The 16,107-nt window shown below is 71.7% G+C and carries 15 protein-coding genes; 7 read left to right on the top strand and 8 right to left on the bottom strand.

Annotated features, from left to right (window positions below):
• Window positions 1-5 precede the first annotated feature (5 nt).
• Entirely contained in the window at window positions 6-1,982 is a 1,977-nt protein-coding gene (locus MWU75_RS01705; protein WP_247087823.1) for a M13-type metalloendopeptidase, read from the bottom strand.
• Between the two features lie 202 nt (window positions 1,983-2,184).
• Between MWU75_RS01705 and MWU75_RS01700 the strand changes: the two genes are divergently transcribed.
• Complete coding sequence (locus MWU75_RS01700) at window positions 2,185-2,499, top strand: hypothetical protein (protein ID WP_247087822.1); 315 nt, start codon at window positions 2,185-2,187, stop codon at window positions 2,497-2,499.
• A gap of 33 nt (window positions 2,500-2,532) precedes the next feature.
• Here MWU75_RS01700 and MWU75_RS01695 read toward each other — a convergent pair whose 3' ends face one another.
• Both MWU75_RS01695 and MWU75_RS01690 read right to left on the bottom strand, forming a co-directional pair.
• Window positions 2,533-3,474, bottom strand: coding sequence for a hydroxymethylglutaryl-CoA lyase (locus tag MWU75_RS01695; RefSeq protein ID WP_247087820.1), 942 nt, complete (start codon window positions 3,472-3,474; stop codon window positions 2,533-2,535).
• Between the two features lie 12 nt (window positions 3,475-3,486).
• Window positions 3,487-4,104, bottom strand: a complete 618-nt coding sequence (locus tag MWU75_RS01690; RefSeq protein WP_247087818.1) for a hypothetical protein — start codon at window positions 4,102-4,104, stop codon at window positions 3,487-3,489.
• A gap of 90 nt (window positions 4,105-4,194) precedes the next feature.
• Here MWU75_RS01690 and MWU75_RS01685 point away from each other — a divergent pair, with 90 nt between their 5' ends.
• Complete coding sequence (locus tag MWU75_RS01685; protein ID WP_247087816.1) at window positions 4,195-6,327, top strand: acyltransferase family protein; 2,133 nt, start codon at window positions 4,195-4,197, stop codon at window positions 6,325-6,327.
• On the opposite strand, the gene MWU75_RS01680 is transcribed toward MWU75_RS01685, so the two are convergent.
• Complete coding sequence (locus MWU75_RS01680; protein ID WP_247087814.1) at window positions 6,324-8,042, bottom strand: hypothetical protein; 1,719 nt, start codon at window positions 8,040-8,042, stop codon at window positions 6,324-6,326. The genes MWU75_RS01685 and MWU75_RS01680 overlap by 4 nt on opposite strands.
• Window positions 8,043-8,123: 81 nt before the next feature.
• On the opposite strand from MWU75_RS01680, the gene MWU75_RS01675 reads away from it, so the two are divergent.
• From MWU75_RS01675 to MWU75_RS01655, 5 genes are read left to right on the top strand one after another with little or no spacing between them, the layout of a single operon-like run.
• Complete coding sequence (locus MWU75_RS01675; RefSeq protein WP_247087812.1) at window positions 8,124-9,782, top strand: DNA repair helicase XPB; 1,659 nt, start codon at window positions 8,124-8,126, stop codon at window positions 9,780-9,782.
• Window positions 9,730-10,329 (top strand): hypothetical protein, encoded by a 600-nt coding sequence (locus tag MWU75_RS01670; RefSeq protein WP_281496639.1) that lies wholly within the window; start codon window positions 9,730-9,732, stop codon window positions 10,327-10,329. The genes MWU75_RS01675 and MWU75_RS01670 overlap by 53 nt, the downstream gene beginning before the upstream one ends.
• Before the next feature lie 15 nt (window positions 10,330-10,344).
• A complete protein-coding gene (gene glsA, locus MWU75_RS01665; protein WP_247087808.1) occupies window positions 10,345-11,358 on the top strand; it encodes a glutaminase A in 1,014 nt (337 codons plus the stop codon).
• Window positions 11,359-11,408: 50 nt separating this feature from the next.
• On the top strand, window positions 11,409-12,122 hold the full coding sequence (locus MWU75_RS01660) for a response regulator transcription factor (protein ID WP_247087806.1): 714 nt from the start codon (window positions 11,409-11,411) through the stop codon (window positions 12,120-12,122).
• Between the two features lie 5 nt (window positions 12,123-12,127).
• The gene (locus MWU75_RS01655) at window positions 12,128-13,639 is read left to right on the top strand and encodes a HAMP domain-containing sensor histidine kinase (RefSeq protein WP_247087804.1); all 1,512 of its coding nucleotides are present in this window, start codon (window positions 12,128-12,130) and stop codon (window positions 13,637-13,639) included.
• A 26-nt stretch (window positions 13,640-13,665) separates the two neighbouring features.
• Here the strand turns inward: MWU75_RS01655 and MWU75_RS01650 are convergent, their stop codons facing one another.
• The 4 genes from MWU75_RS01650 to MWU75_RS01635 are packed head-to-tail and all read right to left on the bottom strand — an operon-like array spanning window position 13,666 to window position 16,028.
• The gene (locus MWU75_RS01650; RefSeq protein WP_247087802.1) at window positions 13,666-14,922 is read right to left on the bottom strand and encodes a DUF6596 domain-containing protein; all 1,257 of its coding nucleotides are present in this window, start codon (window positions 14,920-14,922) and stop codon (window positions 13,666-13,668) included.
• Window positions 14,923-14,947: 25 nt separating this feature from the next.
• Window positions 14,948-15,295, bottom strand: a complete 348-nt coding sequence (locus MWU75_RS01645; protein ID WP_247087800.1) for a YciI family protein — start codon at window positions 15,293-15,295, stop codon at window positions 14,948-14,950.
• A complete protein-coding gene (locus MWU75_RS01640) occupies window positions 15,292-15,648 on the bottom strand; it encodes a YciI family protein (protein ID WP_247087798.1) in 357 nt (118 codons plus the stop codon). Before MWU75_RS01640 ends, MWU75_RS01645 begins: the two co-directional genes overlap by 4 nt.
• Entirely contained in the window at window positions 15,645-16,028 is a 384-nt protein-coding gene (locus tag MWU75_RS01635) for a YciI family protein (protein WP_247087796.1), read from the bottom strand. The genes MWU75_RS01640 and MWU75_RS01635 overlap by 4 nt, the downstream gene beginning before the upstream one ends.
• Window positions 16,029-16,107 lie beyond the last annotated feature (79 nt).

Genomic DNA, 16,107 nt, shown 5'->3' with positions numbered 1-16,107 from the left:
GACCCTCAGAAGATCCGGACGCGGTCCTGCGGGGCCAGCCACATGCCGTCCCCCTCGTTCACCCCGAACGCCTCGTGGAAGGCATCGGCGTTGCGCGCCAGGTTGGCCCGCAGGTCGGAGGGGGCGTGCGGGTCGATCGCGAGCAGCCGCCTGGCCTCCTCCAGCCGGGCCTTGCCCTGCCAGACCTGGGCATAGCCGAGGAAGAACCGCTGGTCACCGGTCCATCCGTCGATCTCGGGGGCCGCCCCGTCGCTGGCCAACCGGTAGGCGTGCAGGGAGACCGCCAGGCCGCACAGGTCGCCGATGTTCTCCCCGACGGTGAGCCCGCCGTTGACCTTGGTGCCCGGGGCGCTGCGCGACTCCAGGTCGTCGAACTGGGCGATGAGCTGCTGCGCGCGCTCGTCGAAGGCGGCGCGGTCCTGCTCGGTCCACCAGTCGGTGAGCGAGCCGTCCCCGGCGTAGCGGGAGCCCTGGTCGTCGAAGCCGTGGCCGACCTCGTGGGCGATGACCGCCCCGATCCCCCCGTAGTTGACGGCGTCGTCGGCCTCCACGTCGAAGAACGGCGGCTGCAGGATGGCGGCCGGGAAGACGATCTCGTTGAGCATCGGGTGGTAGTAGGCGTTGACCGTCTGAGGAGTCATCATCCACTCCTCCTGATCGATGGGGCCGCCGATCCGTCCGACCTGGTAGTCGAACTCGACGGCGCTGCCCCGACGGACGTTGCCGAGGAGATCGCCAGCGTCCACGGAGTATGCCGAGTAGTCCCGCCAGCGGGACGGGTGCCCGATCTTGGGCCGGAAGGCCGCCAGCTTCTCCAGGGCCTTGGCGCGGGTCTCCTCCCCCATCCACTCCAACTCGGAGATGCGGGCCCGGAAGGCGGCCATCAGGTTGTCGATGAGCACGGCCATCCGCTCCCCGGCCTCCGGCGGGTAGTGCCGCTCGACGTAGAGCTTGCCGACCTCCTCGCCGATCAGGCCCTCCACGAGGGCCACCCCGCGGCGCCAGCGGTCCTTGTTCTCCGGGGTGCCCGTGAGGGTGCGGCCGTGGAAGTCGAAGGCGGCCTCGACGAAGTCCTCGGTCAGGTAGGGCGCGCTGCTGTCCAGCAGCCGCACCGTGAGCCAGGCGCGCCAGTCGGCCACCGGCACGTCGCGGAGCGCCTCCGCGACGGCCGCCAGGAAGTCCGGCTGCCGGGCGACCACGTGGTCGAGGGCTCCGTCGGGCAGAGCCAGCCCCTCGGCATACGCCGTCCAGTCCCAGCCCGGCGTGCCCTCGGTGAGCTCGGCGCGGGACCACCGGGTGTAGGACTTGACCGCGTCGCGGGCGGTCACCCGGTCCCAGTGGCCCGCGGCGATCCGCGTCTCCAGGTCGAACACGCGCTGCGCGGGGTCCTCACCCAGGTCGAGCCCGGCCTCGGCCAGTGCGGGAGCGGCCAGGTAGAGCAGGCGGCCCAGGTAGGTGACGTAGGCCTCCCGGGCCGCGGCGTGCTCGTCGTCGGTGTAGTAGGCCTCGTCGGGCAGCCCCAGCCCGCCCTGGTGGAGGTAGCCGATGTACTCCTGCGGGTTGCCGGCGTCGGCGGTGACGAAGAGGTGGACGAGCGGGTCGACGCCGCCGCGCTGCAGCCGGGCCGACTCGCGGACCACCCCGGAGGGGTCGCTCACCGCGGCGATGGAGCGCAGGTCCTCGGTCAGTGGCCCGGTGCCGAGCTCGGCGATCCGCTCGGTGTTTATGAACGAGGCGTAGAGGTCCCCCACCTGGCGCTCGGCGCTGCCCGGCTCCGCCTCGTCGGCCGCGGCGGCGCTCTCCTCGATCAGGGCGCGGACGTCGGCCTCGGCGTTCTCGCGCAGGATGTCGAACGCGCCGTAGCGCCCCTTGTCCTGCGGGATCTCGGTGCTGGCGAGCCATCCGCCGTTGACGTGTTCGAACAGGTCGTCCTGCGGGCGGACCTGCGGGTTCATGAACTCGCGGCGGACTCCGGACTTCATCAGCGATGCTCCTTCGGATCGGGGACTGGCACCACCGTAAGCGTTCCCGGCCCCACCCCGAATTTTGAGAGTGGTTTTGCGCTCCGTTCCCGCCTTTTTGCAGGGGTTTCGTCGGTCCGGATCCGCTCAGCACTGGCCTCGATCTCCGCAGCCGGTTACCGTCGAAGCCGCACGCCCCAGACCGACGAGGAGACGAGGCACCGTGAGCATCGCAGGCGGCCTGTTCAACGCCAACCACAAGAAGGACGAGGTGGGTGACACGAAGTCGACCGCCGACGATGACGCCACCGCGACCGAGGCGCCGGCGGCCGACCTGACCACCTCGATCCCCGGTTTCGACAACGCCGAGGAGGGTCTGCTCATCGAGACCGCAGGAGAGTTCGAGGACGCCGGGGGCGACGACGTGTCCTGGGCGGCCAACGAGGACGTGGAGTCGGTGGCCGGCGGACCCTCCGGCGGCGACTTCGACTACGACGTGGACGCTCCGGAGGAGATCCCGCTCGACCCGGAGTCCTGAGGCGCGTCGCTGCCGACGCTCCTCACGGCATACTCAGGCGCCGGCGAGCGCCTTGACCACCCTCGACGGGGACGGGCGGCCCAGCTGGCCCGCCATCCACACGCTCGTCTCGACCAGCGCGTCCAGGTCGGCGCCGTGCTCGATGCCCAGCCCGTCGAGGGTCCAGATCAGGTCCTCCGTGGCCAGGTTGCCCGTGGCCGACTTCGCGTAGGGGCAGCCCCCCAGCCCGCCGGTGCTCGCATCCACCACGCTGACGCCGTGGGACAGCGCCGCCACCGTGTTGGCCAGCGCCTGCCCGTAGGTGTCGTGGAAGTGCACCCCGATCTGGTCGACGCCGATCCCTGCGGCGTCCAGCGCCTCGAGCAGCCGGCTGACGTGGCCGGTGGTGCCGACGCCGATGGTGTCCCCGATGGACAGCTGGTCGCAGCCCAGGTCCATCAGCCGGGAGCAGACCTCCACCACCTGGGAGACCGGGACCGGACCCTCCCAGGGGTCGCCGAAGCACATCGACACGTAGCCGCGCACCCACGCCCCGGCATCCAGCGCGCGCTTCACCACGGGCGCGAACATCTCCAGGGACTCCGCCACCGAGCGGTTCAGGTTCTTGCGGGCGAAGGTCTCGGTCGCGCTCCCGAAGACGGCGACCGCCCTGACGCCCTTGTCCAGCGCGCGGTCCAGCCCCCGCTCGTTGGGCACCAGGACGGGCCGCTGCTGCCCTGCGGCAAGGGGTCCGAGCAGGTCCAGGAGCTCCTCGGCGTCGCCGAGCTGGGGCACCCACTTCTGCGGGACGAACGAGGTCAGCTCGACCGTCTGCAGGCCGGCGGAGACGAGGCGGCGCACGAACTCCGCCTTGACCTCGACGGGCACCACGGCCTGCTCGTTCTGCAGGCCGTCGCGCGGGCCGACCTCGTAGATGGTGACCTGCTCGGGGAATCCCGCGGCCGGCTCGGTCATCGGCAGTGTCCTGCTGGTCATGACGCCATTCTCTCAGGCCCGTGACCCGGCCTCCTGAAGGCGTCGCAGCAGCCCGGCCAGCGGCGCCGGCACCCGGTCCGGCGCGAGGGCCCGGGCCATCGCTCCCGCGAGCAGGATCTTGCGACCGGAGGCGATCCCGCTGAACCGGTGGAGCCGCTCGGTCAGCGGCCTCCCGGCCCAGGCGCGCTGCCTGCTGAACGCCTCGAAGCGCGCCGCCAGGCCCTGGTCAGCGAGCACCTCGAGGCACCGCGTGGTCCCGAGCGCCCGGATCAGCTCCTCCTCCAGGTCCCGCTCACACACGAAGAACCCCTCGGCCGGCAGGTCGTCCACCTCGGTCACCTCGCGGCCGACACGCTGCAGCGCCCGCAGCACGACCCGCGACTCCCCGGCGTCACAGAGCCCCACCACGCGCGGGGCGGGCCGCGCAGCGGCGGCCCTGAGTAGGTGTGCCCCGACATTGGTCACCCCGCCCAGGTCCACCAGGGAGTATGCCGTGCGCACGGGGCCGTCGTCCGTCTCGCGTGGGCCGCGGGGCAGGAGAGCGGTCACCGCGGCCACGTCGCTGGGACCCTCGAGGAGGACGAGGGTCTGCGGGGGCGCCGGCTCTGCACGCACCAGGTCATCACGCACCAGGTCATTGTGTGTCGCGGCACGCCGCAGCGGCCACCGCGTTTCGGTCACAGCACCGTCGGGCGGCCGTCCGGTGCTAGGTTCCCAGCCGTGTCCCACCATCGCTCCTCGGATGCTGCCGAGGTCAGTTCCGGGACACAGCCCGCCCTGCCGGCGAGCCGCTATCGACCTGAGCTGCACGGGTTGCGGGGGCTGGCCATCCTGCTCGTCGTGCTCTTCCACGTCTTCGGCGCCGGCCGAGTGTCAGGTGGCATCGACGTCTTCCTGGCGATCTCGGGCTTCCTCTTCACGGCCTCGCTGTTCCGTCGGGCCGTGGTCGGTCGTCCTGCGGGCAGCGGCCGGCTCGACCTGCGCGGATACTTCGCCCAGCTGGCCCGACGCCTCCTGCCACCAGCCGTCCTGACCCTCGCTGCGGTCGCTGTCGTCGGACACTGGGTGCTGCCCCGGAGCGACCACCCGCAGCTCGCGCGGGAACTGCGCGCGACCCTGTTCTACCGGGAGAACTGGGAGCTCATCGACTCCCAGCTCGTCTATGGCGCGGCCGGCCCGGACGCCAGCCCGTTGCAGCACTTCTGGTCGTTGTCGGTCCAGGGGCAGTTCTACCTGGTGTGGCTCGGCGTCATCGTGGGCGCGGTGTGGCTGGCCCGTCGGCTCAACCGGTCGCCGCTGGCGGTCACGGGGGTTGTCGTGGCCGTGCTGACCGCGGCCTCGTTCGCCTTTGCCGTCCACGAGCACGAGCGCAACCAGGCGGTGGCCTACCTGCACACCGGCACCCGGCTCTGGGAGCTGGGCCTCGCCGGCCTGTTCGCCCTCCTGATCGGCTTCGCCGCCGGTGGGCACCTGGCGCCGCGGCCGGTCCGGATCATCCTGGGCTGGGTGGGCGTGGCCATGCTGGTCTCCTGCGGCTTCCTCTTCGACGGCGCCCAGCTCTTCCCGGGACCGTGGGCCCTCTGGCCGGTGGCCTCCCTGCTGCTGGTCCTGCTGGCCGGGCGGACCGACTCCCGGTTCGGCGCCGACCGCGCCCTCACGACGCGACCCCTGACCTGGCTCGGCACGGTGGCCTACCCCCTGTATCTCTGGCACTGGCCGCTTCTGGTCTTCACCCTGCACCGACAGGGCGCCGAGCGCGCCGACCTGCCGACCGCGGTCATGGTCGTCCTGGCCTCACTGGTGCTGGCCTCGATGACCAATCGGCTGGTCGAGCGTCCGATCACCGGCCACCAGCTGCGCGGTGCCCGCGAACGAATGCTCGTCCTGGTGGTCAGCGGTGTGGTGGTCGCCTCGGGCGCGGTGGCGCTGACCTTCTGGCAGGAGCGGCTCGAGGACGACCAGCGCGCCGAGCTCGCGGCCGCCGCGGTGCGGTCGCCGGAGCACCCCGGGGCGGCCGTGATGGCTCCGGGCGCGGCCCAGGTCGACCCGACCGATCCGGTGCCCTCGCCCGCCGTCGCACGGGAGGACAAGCCCAGCACCTACGACCAGGACTGCGTCCAGTCCCACGAGGACACACCCGAGACGGCGGAGGTGCTGCTCTGCACCGACGACGTGGCGGATCCCACCCGGACCCTGCTGATCACCGGCGGCAGCCACGCGCACATGTGGCAACCGGCCTTCGAGGTGCTGGCCGAGCAGTACGGGTGGTCGGTCCTGGTGATGGACAAGTCCGCGTGCCAGCTGACGAGCAACAGCGGACAGTTCTCCGAGGAGACCGACCAGCCCACGTCGGCCAGCTGCCAGGCCTGGAACGTCAGCGCACTCGCCGACATCGTGGACCTGGCACCGGATGGCGTCGTCACCATCGGGACCACGACGACCGGAGACCGTGAGCGCTACTCACTCGGGTTCCAGGAGGTGTGGGCCCAGCTCGCCGGGCACGACATCCCGGTGATCGCGATCCGCGACACGGCTCGGATGGCGGGCAACGTGCCGCGCTGCCTGGAGGACGGCGGCGACGCGACGTCCTGCGGCCAGGCCCGGGACGCGGTGCTGGGTCCGCGCTACCCGGTGGCCGAGGACCCCGCTCGCCCGGAGAACGTCGTGCCCGTCGACCTCACCGACTACCTGTGCACGGAGCAGTGGTGCCCGGCCGTCATCGGCAACGTCCTGGTCTACCGGGACCACAGCCACCTCACGGCGACCTTTGCCCGGTCGCTCGCTCCCTTCCTCGACGAGCAGCTCCGCGTCGGCGCGCCGTGGCTGTATGACGTGGGCCGGGGGGTCTCCTAGCACCCCTGCGGGGCGGGCCCGTCGGCCCGGACGCCACCGTCGCGGCGCAGCACCACGAAGCCGTCGACCTCCGTGGGCTCGCCGTAGTGGGCGTCGAGGCGCGCGATGACCGGGTCGCGCGCCGCGAGCGCCTCCCAGCCGCCCGCCGAGGCGAGGGCACCCGCGTGCACGAACGCGACGTCCGGCCAGCGGTCGGTGCGGGTCATCCACTCGACACCGGCGGCACTGGCCGCGCCGAAGTCGGCCACCCAGATGTTGTGGGTGCTCATCGGGGCGTCCGCGTAGACATAGCCCGCCGGCGCGGCCCAGAAGAAGACGCTGTCGTCGGGGTCGACCCAGTCCCTCACCGCTGCGCGCAGCTCGCAGTCCTCCTGCAGATAGGCCTCATGGGTCAGCAGACCTGCCAGCGGCCCGTCCTCCACCCGCCCGTCGAGCCGGTGCGGCTGCACGTCGCGGAAGGAGCGCATCGGATGGACGACGACCAACGATCCGAGCAGCGCGAGTGCGGCGAGCAGCGCCACCGCCCGGACGTGGTGCCGCGCCACGAACAGCAGGACCACCAGTGCCGCGGCACCGAACAGGGGCTGCACGGGCGCGGCAGCCACCCCCCACTTCGCGCTGGCCGAGGAGACGAGCGAGACGGCCACGAAGCCGACGACCGCGGTGGGAGCGGTCAGCACGAGGAGAACGCGCAGCCGGTCCTCGCCGAGGTCGCGGGCCGTGACCAGGAACGGCAGGAGGAGCACCGCCGCCAGCACGACGAGGGCGGCGGCCACCGAGCCCAGCAGCAGCTCCTCGGTCGGCGGCTGCTGCAGCGAGGCGCCCACGACGGCGATGGAGAGGGCCACGACCGAGCCCGTGGCCAGGAGCGCACGCCACCGCTGCGAGGTCCACGGGAGCCCGGCCGCAACGGCGAGCAGCAACGCCGGCACGTTCCGCCAGACCAGCAGGCCGTTCCTGTGCATCTCCGCCGAGAGGGTGAGGCGCTCAAACGCCGTGAGTCGAGCCGACTGGTACTCGGCGGTGTAGCGCAGGGTCTCGCCCAGCGCCCCCACGCCGGGGCCCAGCGCCACCGCCACGACGATCACCAGCGCCGTGCCGAGCGCGCCGGTGAGCACGCCGCGGGCCACGGGCCCGCGCCCCACGACGACGACCATCGCCAGCAGCACCATCGCCGGCGGCACCATCGCCGGGTGCGCCAGCGCCGTGAGCGCCAGGGCGACCCCGCTCAGGGCGGCCCACCGGCCGCTGCGCACGCGCCACGCCGCGAAGGCGGTGCAGGTGGCCAATGCCAGACCGAGGACCGGGACGGTGTTGTAACTGGTCACCAGCAGGCTGTACGGGGTGGGCAGCATCATCAGGGTCACCGCGACGAAGCTGCCGACCGGGCCGAACCCGGTGCGCAGCGCCCGGTAGCCGAGGACACCGGCGAGCAGGGCGAGAGCGACATACCAGAGCCGGGAGGCCAGCACGATGCCGTCGACCCCGACCGTCGAGAGCCACACCCAGGTGAACGGGACCGCGGGCAGCGAGCCGAGCGCCTGCAGGTTCATCTCGTCGGCGAGCGGCATGTCCCCCTGGGCCATCCGCATCGCCAGGGCCACGACGTGGGTGCCGTCCCCGAAGTCGGCCCCGATGCCGGCCCGCCAGATCGCGAAGACCGTCAGGAGCAGCGCCCCCACCGCCACGAGCCTCCGTTGCGCGACGAGACCCATGGACAGGATCTTCGCAGACCCGACCACGGTGGAGGGGAGGTGTCCGGAATGCCGGCGGGGCGGCATACCGTTGACCCCACGATGAATGGCCCACTGATCGTCCAGTCCGACAAGACCCTGCTCCTCGAGGTCGACCACCCCGACGCCGAGGCGGCGCGCCGCGCCGTCGCGCCCTTCGCCGAGCTCGAACGGGCCCCCGAGCACGTCCATACCTACCGGGTGACCCCACTCGGTCTGTGGAACGCCCGGGCCGCCGGTCACGACGCCGAGCAGGTGGTGGACGCCCTGGTGCGGCACAGCCGCTACCCGGTGCCCAACTCGCTGCTGCTGGACGTCGCCGAGACGATGGACCGGTTCGGTCGTCTCACGCTGGAGAAGGACGACTCCACCGAGCCCGGACGGCTGCTGCTGCGCACCACCGACCGCGCGGTGCTCGAGGAGATCCTGCGGCACAAGAAGATCAAGCCGCTGACCGGTGAGCGCCTCGACCCCGACACCGTGGTCGTCCACTCCTCCGAGCGGGGTCACCTCAAGCAGGAGCTGATCAAGGTCGGCTGGCCCGCGGAGGACCTCGCGGGCTACGTCGACGGCGAGAAGCACCCCATCGACCTGCGGCAGGACGACTGGTCGCTGCGGCCCTACCAGCAGCAGGCCGTCGACGGTTTCTGGGACGGCGGGTCCGGCGTGGTCGTCCTCCCGTGCGGGGCGGGCAAGACGCTCGTCGGCGCCGGCGCCATGGCCAGGTCCGCCACCACCACCCTGATCCTGGTGACCAACACGGTGTCCGCGCGGCAGTGGCGCGATGAGCTGCTGGCCCGCACCAGCCTGACCGAGGACGAGATCGGGGAGTACAGCGGCTCCCGCAAGGAAATCCGCCCGGTCACCATCGCCACCTACCAGGTGCTGACCACGCGGCGGGGCGGCGTCTACAAGCACCTCGACCTGCTGGACGCCCGCGACTGGGGACTCATCGTCTACGACGAGGTGCACCTGCTCCCGGCGCCGATCTTCCGGATGACGGCTGACCTACAGGCCCGGCGCCGCCTCGGGCTCACGGCGACGCTGGTGCGCGAGGACGGCCGCGAGTCCGAGGTGTTCACCCTCATCGGGCCCAAGCGCTACGACGCGCCGTGGAAGGACATCGAGGCGCAGGGCTACATCGCGCCCGCCGACTGCGTGGAGGTCCGGGTCACCCTGTCGGACTCGATGCGGATGGCGTATGCCGTGGCGGAGCCAGACGAGCGCTACCGGTTCGCCTCGTGCGCGCCGGCCAAGGACAGGGTCGTCGACCAGCTGGTCGAGCGGCACCGGGGCCAGCAGACCCTGGTGATCGGCCAGTACCTCGACCAGCTGCGGACGCTCGCGGAGCGGTTGGACGCACCCCTGATCACCGGCGAGACCACGGTCGCCGAGCGGCAGAAGCTGTTCGCCGCCTTCCGCACGGGCGAGATCCAGCTGCTCGTGGTGAGCAAGGTGGCCAACTTCTCCATCGACCTGCCCGAGGCCTCGGTCGCCATCCAGGTCTCCGGCACCTTCGGCTCCCGCCAGGAGGAGGCCCAGCGCCTCGGGCGCGTGCTGCGACCCAAGGGCGACGGGCGCACCGCGCACTTCTACACGATCGTGGCCCGGGACACCGTCGACGCGGAGTTCGCCGCCCACCGGCAGCGGTTCCTGACCGAGCAGGGCTATGCCTACCGCATCGTCGACGCCGAGGACCTCGGCACCCTCGAACTGGTCTGAGGTTCCCCGGCCGCAACCCCCGTCGGGTTGTCGACAGGTAGTCGGCGCACCCGGTAGCGTTCTCCACCCTGGTCCCGCCACCGCCACGGGCCGGCTCGTGATGGCCGACGCGCTCGTGCTGGCCGTCGAGGAGGGCGTCGACGCGATCGTCAACATCGCCACCCTGACCGGGCAGTGCCTGCGGACCCTCGGCGAGGAGGTCGCCGGCCTGTACGCCAACAACGACGCCCTGGCCGCCCAGGTCAGCGCCGCGGCCGAGCTCACCGACGAGCAGGTGTGGCGGTTGCCGCTCATCCGCAGCTACCGCAAGGAGCTGGACTCCGACATCGCGGACATCAAGAACATCGGCGGCGCCAACGCCGGCTCGATCCATGCCGGCCTCTTCCTCGAGGAGTTCGTCGACGGCGTGCCCTGGGCACACCTCGACATCGCCGGGACCGCGCAGTCCTCGGCCGCCGCGAGCTGGCTCAACAAGGGGCCGACAGCCTTCGGTGCGCGCCTGCTGATCGAGCTCGCGCTGGGCTTCGCACCGTCCGCGCAGGATTAGTCGCGGGTCAGTCGGGTGGCCGACCAGGAGGAGGTCGCGGTCGGGCACCGCTACACCTCGACCGGCGACCTGCCGGGGCACCGGGCGCGCGGGGAGATCCTGCGCGCCACCCACGAGCGCTACCGCCACGTCGTCGACGGGCAGGTCTCCCGGGTGTACCCGTCGCTGGAGCGGGCGCGCCCAGAGCACTTCGGGCTCGGACTGGTCGGGGTGAGCGGGTCGACCCAGGAGGTGGGCGACTCCCGCGTCGAGTTCACGATCATGAGTGTCGCCAAGCCGTTCGCCTTCGCCCTGGCCGCCCAGGCGGTCGGCATCGACACCGTGATCGAGCGGGTGGGGGTGGATGCCACGGGCCTGCCCTTCAACTCCGCGTATGCCGTGGAGCGGACGGTCGACGGCCGCACCAACCCGATGGTCAACGCCGGGGCCATCGCCACCACGAGCCTGTTCACCGGCACGAGCCTGGACGAGCGCTGGGAGGGGCTGGCGGAGGGTCTCTCCCGGTTCGCCGGGCACGAGCTGGACCTCGACCAGGACGTGCTGGCCTGCGCGCGGGAGACCAACTTCCGCAACCGGGCGCTGGCGATGCTGCTGCGCGAGCTCAGCGCGCTCGACGAGGACCCGCTGACAGCCGTTGAGCTCTACACGCGCCAGAGCTGCCTGCAAGTGACGGCCGTGGACCTGGCCGTGATGGGAGCGACGCTGGCCGACGGCGGGGTCAACCCGCTCACCGGTGTCCGCGTGGTCGACGCGGAGGTGGCCCGGGCGACGTTGGTCGTGATGACGGTCGCCGGGCTCTACGAGACCTCCGGCGACTGGCTGATGCGGGTCGGGATCCCCGGCAAGAGTGGCATCGGTGGCGGGATCGTGGCCGTCTCCCCGGGCAAGGGCGCCCTCGGCTCGTTCTCCCCGCCCCTGGACCGCGAGGGCAACAGCGTGCGTGGGCAGTTGGCGGCCCGCGCGATGTCCTATGAGCTCGGGCTGGACCTCCTCGCGTCGGAGCCGGTCGTGCCGCAGGTATCCCCCTAGCCCCAGCACATTCTCAGGAAGCTCTCAGTGAACGGTCACACACTGGTGTCATGAGTGCACCCGAGGCAACCCTGCTCGTCGTTGAGGACGAGACGAACATCCGTGAGCTGCTCACCACGAGCCTGAAGTTCGCCGGTTTCGCCGTGCACGCGGCCCCGGACGGCAACACCGCGATGCGGCTCGCCGAGGAGCACGAGATCGACCTGGCCGTGATGGACGTGATGCTGCCCGACATGGACGGCTTCACGGTCACCCGCCGGCTGCGTGACCAGGGCCGCGACCTGCCCGTGCTGTTCCTCACGGCGCGCGACAGCCTGGACGACAAGCTCAAGGGCCTGACCGTGGGCGGGGACGACTACGTCACCAAGCCGTTCAGCCTCGAGGAGGTCGTGGCCCGGATCCGCGCCGTGCTGCGCCGGACCCAGTCGATGGTGCCCGACGACGACGAGACCGTGCTACGGGTCGCCGACCTCGAGCTCGACGAGGACCGTCACGAGGTCACCCGGGCGGGCCGCGTCATCGACGTCTCCCCCACCGAGTTCAAGCTCCTGCGCTACCTGATGCTCAACGCCAACCGGGTGCTGTCCAAGGCGCAGATCCTGGATCATGTCTGGGACTACGACTTCCGTGGCGAGATGGGCATCGTCGAGTCCTACATCTCCTACCTCCGCCGCAAGATCGACACCGAGGGCGAGCCGCTGATCCACACCAAGCGAGGCGTCGGCTACGTGCTGCGCGAACCGCGCGACACCGAAGGACACTGACGTTCATGGGCTGGCTCGGCAACTCGCGCCGGTCCGCCGTCTCGCGGCTGCACGACCTGTCGCTGACGGCGCGTCTGGTGACGGTCGTCGTGGCACTGGTGCTCACGGCATACGTCATCACCACCGTGCTGACCGCCACCCTGATGCGTGACTACCTGGCCGACAAGACCGACCGGGACCTGGAGGCCTACAGCCAGCCGCTGGCCCAGGACGCCTGGCTCCGGGTGAGCGGGCAGCAGCCGCGCACGCCGCGCGACCCCATCCCGTACTACCTGCTGATCAGCGGCCCCATGCGGGGCCAGCTCATCGAGAGCACCTCGGTGAGCAGCACGCAGGGCCAGGAGCCAGACATCGGCTGGACCTCGATCCGTGACCAGAGCGTCGGCGCGGGGCCGTTCACGGTGGACTCCGTGGACGGGACGTCGCAGTGGCGCGTGCTGGTGCAGACCTACCAGAACAGCATCACCGGCGAGCAGGGCACCGTCGCGGTGGCCCTGCCGCTCTGGACGGTCACCAACACGGTGAGCCGGTTGTTGATCCTGACCGCCGTGGTCGGCCTGGCGACCCTCCTGGCCGTCGCCCTGATCAGCTGGTTCGCGGTGCGCCGCGCCTTCCGCCCGCTGACTCGCATCGAGGACACCGCCGCCGCGATCGCGGCCGGGGACCTCACCCGCCGCATCCCGGAGCGCAACGCCAACGACGAGGTGGCCTCCCTCTCGCAGTCCCTCAACGCCATGCTCGCCCAGATCGAGCAGTCGTTCGCCGTCCGGGAGGCGTCCGAGGCGCGGATGCGTCAGTTCGTCGCCGACGCCTCGCACGAGCTGCGGACCCCGCTGGCCACCGTCAAGGGGTATGCCGAGCTGTACCGCGTCGGTGGCGTCACCGACCCGGAGGACGTGGCCGGTGCGATGCGCCGCATCGAGGACGAGTCCTCCCGGATGGCCAGGCTCGTGGAGGACCTGCTGCTGCTCACCCGGCTGGACACCACGCCCCACCGGCCGCACGGCGACGTGGACCTGGTGGTCGTGGCCAACGATGTGGTGCAGGACGCGCTGGTGAGGGCTCCCGACCGGGTCATCTCGCTGCGCCGCTACGGTGCCGCCAACGGACCGGTCGTCGTGCCCGGGGATGACTTCGCGCTGCGCCAGGTGCTGACCAACCTGGTCGCCAACGCGGTGTCGCACACTCCGGACGACACGTCGGTCGAGGTGCTGGTCGGGCAGACTCCCACGGCCGCCGTCATCGAGGTGCAGGACCACGGTCCGGGCATTCCGCCCGAGGCAGCCAGTCGCGTCTTCGAGCGGTTCTACCGCGCCGACCCCTCGCGCTCCCGGGGCGCTGGCCGGGGTGGCGGCACCGGCCTCGGCCTGTCCATCGTCGCCTCGATCGTCGGGCGGCACGGCGGCACCGTCCGGCACCGGCCGACGCCCGGCGGCGGCGCGACCTTCCGCGTCGAGCTCCCGCGCACGGTCCAGCTCGCGGCACCCGCATCCGGTCCAGCCTCGCAGCACGCCTGACCCGACGGCAACGGGCTGGGTCCGGATCAGTCCGAGGTGGCCAGCGCGGCCAGGCGTTCGCGTAGGTAGTGCAGCTCGGCCTCGTTGCGACACAGTGCGATCGCCTCGCGGAAGGCCTCGCGCGCCTCGCTGGCCGAGCCTGCCCTGACGAGCAGCTCGGCGCGGACGGCAGCCGGCCGGTGGCTGCCGGGCAGGTGGACGTCGTCCAGGGCGGTGAGGCCGGCCCGCGGCCCCTCGGCCTCGGCCAGGGCGACGGCACGGCCCAGCCGGGCCGCAGGTGACGGCATGATCTGCAGGAGGACGTCGTAGTGGCCGACGATCCGGTCCCACCGGGTGTTGGCGGCGGTCTCGGCGGTCGCGTGCTCGGCCGCGATCCGGGCCTGCACGACGTAGGCAGCACACTGCTGCGTCACGACCCGGGCCGGACCGAGCGTCCGCAGCAGCCTCACGGCCTCCTCGACCTCCTCGGTGTGCCACCGGGAGCGGTCCTGGTCCGCGAGCAGCACCAGACCTCCGTCGGCACCGACCCGCGCGTCCCGGCGGGAGTGCTGGAACAGCATGAGTGCCAGGAGCGCCACCAGCACCGGCTCGGTGGGTCGCAGGCTCAGCACCACACGCACCAGCCGCACGGCCTCACCCGCCAGGTCGGCGCGGAGCAGATCCGCCCCGCTTCCTGGGGCATAGCCGGCCGTGAACGCGAGATAGGCGGTCTGCGCGACCGTGTCGAGCCGATCGGGGAGCACATCGGCCCGTGGCACGGAGAACGGGATGCCGGCTGCGACGATCTTCTTCTTGGCCCGGGTGATGCGCGCAGCCATCGTCGGTTCCGGGACCAGGAAGAGCCGCGCCACGTCATGGGTGCTGACGCCCAGGACCAGCCGCAGCGCGAGCGCACTGGCCGCCTCCGGCGCCAGTGCCGGGTGGGTGCACATGAGCACCAGCCGCAGGACGTCGTCCTCCACGAGGTCACCGGTGTCGGCCATCACCACGGTCCGCTCCTGCCCTCGCTCGGCCTCCGTCAGCAGCAGCGGGCCACGCCGCTGCCGCATCGCCTCTGCCCGCAGCCTGTCCAGGACACGACGGCTCGCCGCGGTGTTGAGCCAGGCGGCGGGATTGTCGGGCACCCCGTCCGCGGGCCAGGTGCGCGCCGCGGCCTCGACAGCGTCGCCCAGCGCGTCCTCGACCAGGTCGAGCCGCCGGTAGCGCGCGAGGAGCAGGGCGGTCAGGCGTCCCCACTCCTCGCGCACCACCTGCTCGAGTGCGTCCTTGCTCGCGCCACTCACGTGTCGTGCCCCACGTGGTGCGGGATCACGTGATCGTGACGATCGGGCGGATCTCCAGGGAGTAGGACGGTGGCAGCAGCGACACCGCCTGGATCGCGGTGTCCAGGTCGGGCAGCTCCACCTCGTAGTAGCCGCCGATCATCTCCACCGTCTCGGCGAAGGGGCCGTCCGAGACCACCACTTCATCGTCGACGTGCCGCACGGTGGTGGCCGTGTCCGTGTCGTCCAGGGCAGCACTGGCCACCTCCCTGCCGTGGGTGGTGACGAAGGCCGAGAACGCACTGTGCTGCGCAAAGAAGGCCGCCCGCGTCTCCTCCGTCGCCGAGCCCCAGTCCCACGGCTCGTAGGCGATCAGGATCAGATAGCGCTTCATGGCGCTGCGTCGACCTCACCGACGGGGCTGATCTGGAGGTCGTACGGTGGCAGGGCCTCGGTGAGCTCCAGCAGGGTCTGGAGGTCGGGCGACTCGATGAGGTAGAAGCCGCCGAGCTGTTCAACCGCCTCCGCGTAGGGACCCTCGGTCACGCTCCGCTCACCACCACGCACGCGCACCACGGTCGGGAGCCCGTCCAGGGCCTCTCCAGCCAGGATGCTCACGCCATCGCGGTCCCGGCACGCGGCGCCGAAGTCGTCGTGGCGCTGCATCGCGGCAGCCTGCTGCTCCGGCGTCTGCCGGTCCCACGCGGGCATCTCACCCTCGGACATCAGGAGGACCACAAACTTCATGACGCCTCCTCCCGTGTGGAGTCCGCCCGGTCCTCCGGCGACACCGTGCGCCTGATCTCGACGGCGTCACCCAGGGCCGCGATGATCCTGCAGCACTCGGTGAGGTCGTCGACGTCCTCGGTCTCCACCAGGTAGAAGCCACCCACGTGCTCCGCGCTCTCCGCGAAGGGTCCGTCGGTGACCTGCTGGCCACCCGGCTGGACGGTGCGCGCCTCCGTCGTCGCGTGCAGCTCGGCGCCGCCGGTGATGCGGTGGCCCCGCCCGGTCAGTTCCTCACCGAAGCGGGTGTACTCCGCATAGCCGTCGGCCCGCTCCTGCCGGCTCATCGTCGACCACCACCGGTCGGCGTCGCCCACGATCACCACCATGTATTCCGTCATGTGTCGATCCTCTCTGGTCGCGGCCGACCTCGCGCGTCGGCCAGGCCGCGGTCGCGACCTCACCCCCATGACGGACGGG

The organism is Ornithinimicrobium sp. F0845 (assembly GCF_023015765.1).
GTDB lineage: Bacteria > Actinomycetota > Actinomycetes > Actinomycetales > Dermatophilaceae > Ornithinicoccus.
This window is presented reverse-complemented; position numbering and strand designations above follow the sequence as displayed.

Excerpts from the sequence above, each read along its gene's own strand:
- MWU75_RS01705 (WP_247087823.1), bottom strand. The coding sequence starts at position 1,982 with ATGAAGTCCGGAGTCCGCCGCGAGTTCATGAACCCGCAGGTCCGCCCG.
- MWU75_RS01695 (WP_247087820.1), bottom strand. The coding sequence starts at position 3,474 with ATGACCAGCAGGACACTGCCGATGACCGAGCCGGCCGCGGGATTCCCC.
- MWU75_RS01680 (WP_247087814.1), bottom strand. The coding sequence starts at position 8,042 with ATGGGTCTCGTCGCGCAACGGAGGCTCGTGGCGGTGGGGGCGCTGCTC.
- MWU75_RS01675 (WP_247087812.1), top strand. The coding sequence starts at position 8,124 with ATGAATGGCCCACTGATCGTCCAGTCCGACAAGACCCTGCTCCTCGAG.
- MWU75_RS01670 (WP_281496639.1), top strand. The coding sequence starts at position 9,730 with ATGCCTACCGCATCGTCGACGCCGAGGACCTCGGCACCCTCGAACTGG.
- MWU75_RS01660 (WP_247087806.1), top strand. The coding sequence starts at position 11,409 with ATGAGTGCACCCGAGGCAACCCTGCTCGTCGTTGAGGACGAGACGAAC.
- MWU75_RS01655 (WP_247087804.1), top strand. The coding sequence starts at position 12,128 with ATGGGCTGGCTCGGCAACTCGCGCCGGTCCGCCGTCTCGCGGCTGCAC.
- MWU75_RS01645 (WP_247087800.1), bottom strand. The coding sequence starts at position 15,295 with ATGAAGCGCTATCTGATCCTGATCGCCTACGAGCCGTGGGACTGGGGC.
- MWU75_RS01640 (WP_247087798.1), bottom strand. The coding sequence starts at position 15,648 with ATGAAGTTTGTGGTCCTCCTGATGTCCGAGGGTGAGATGCCCGCGTGG.
- MWU75_RS01635 (WP_247087796.1), bottom strand. The coding sequence starts at position 16,028 with ATGACGGAATACATGGTGGTGATCGTGGGCGACGCCGACCGGTGGTGG.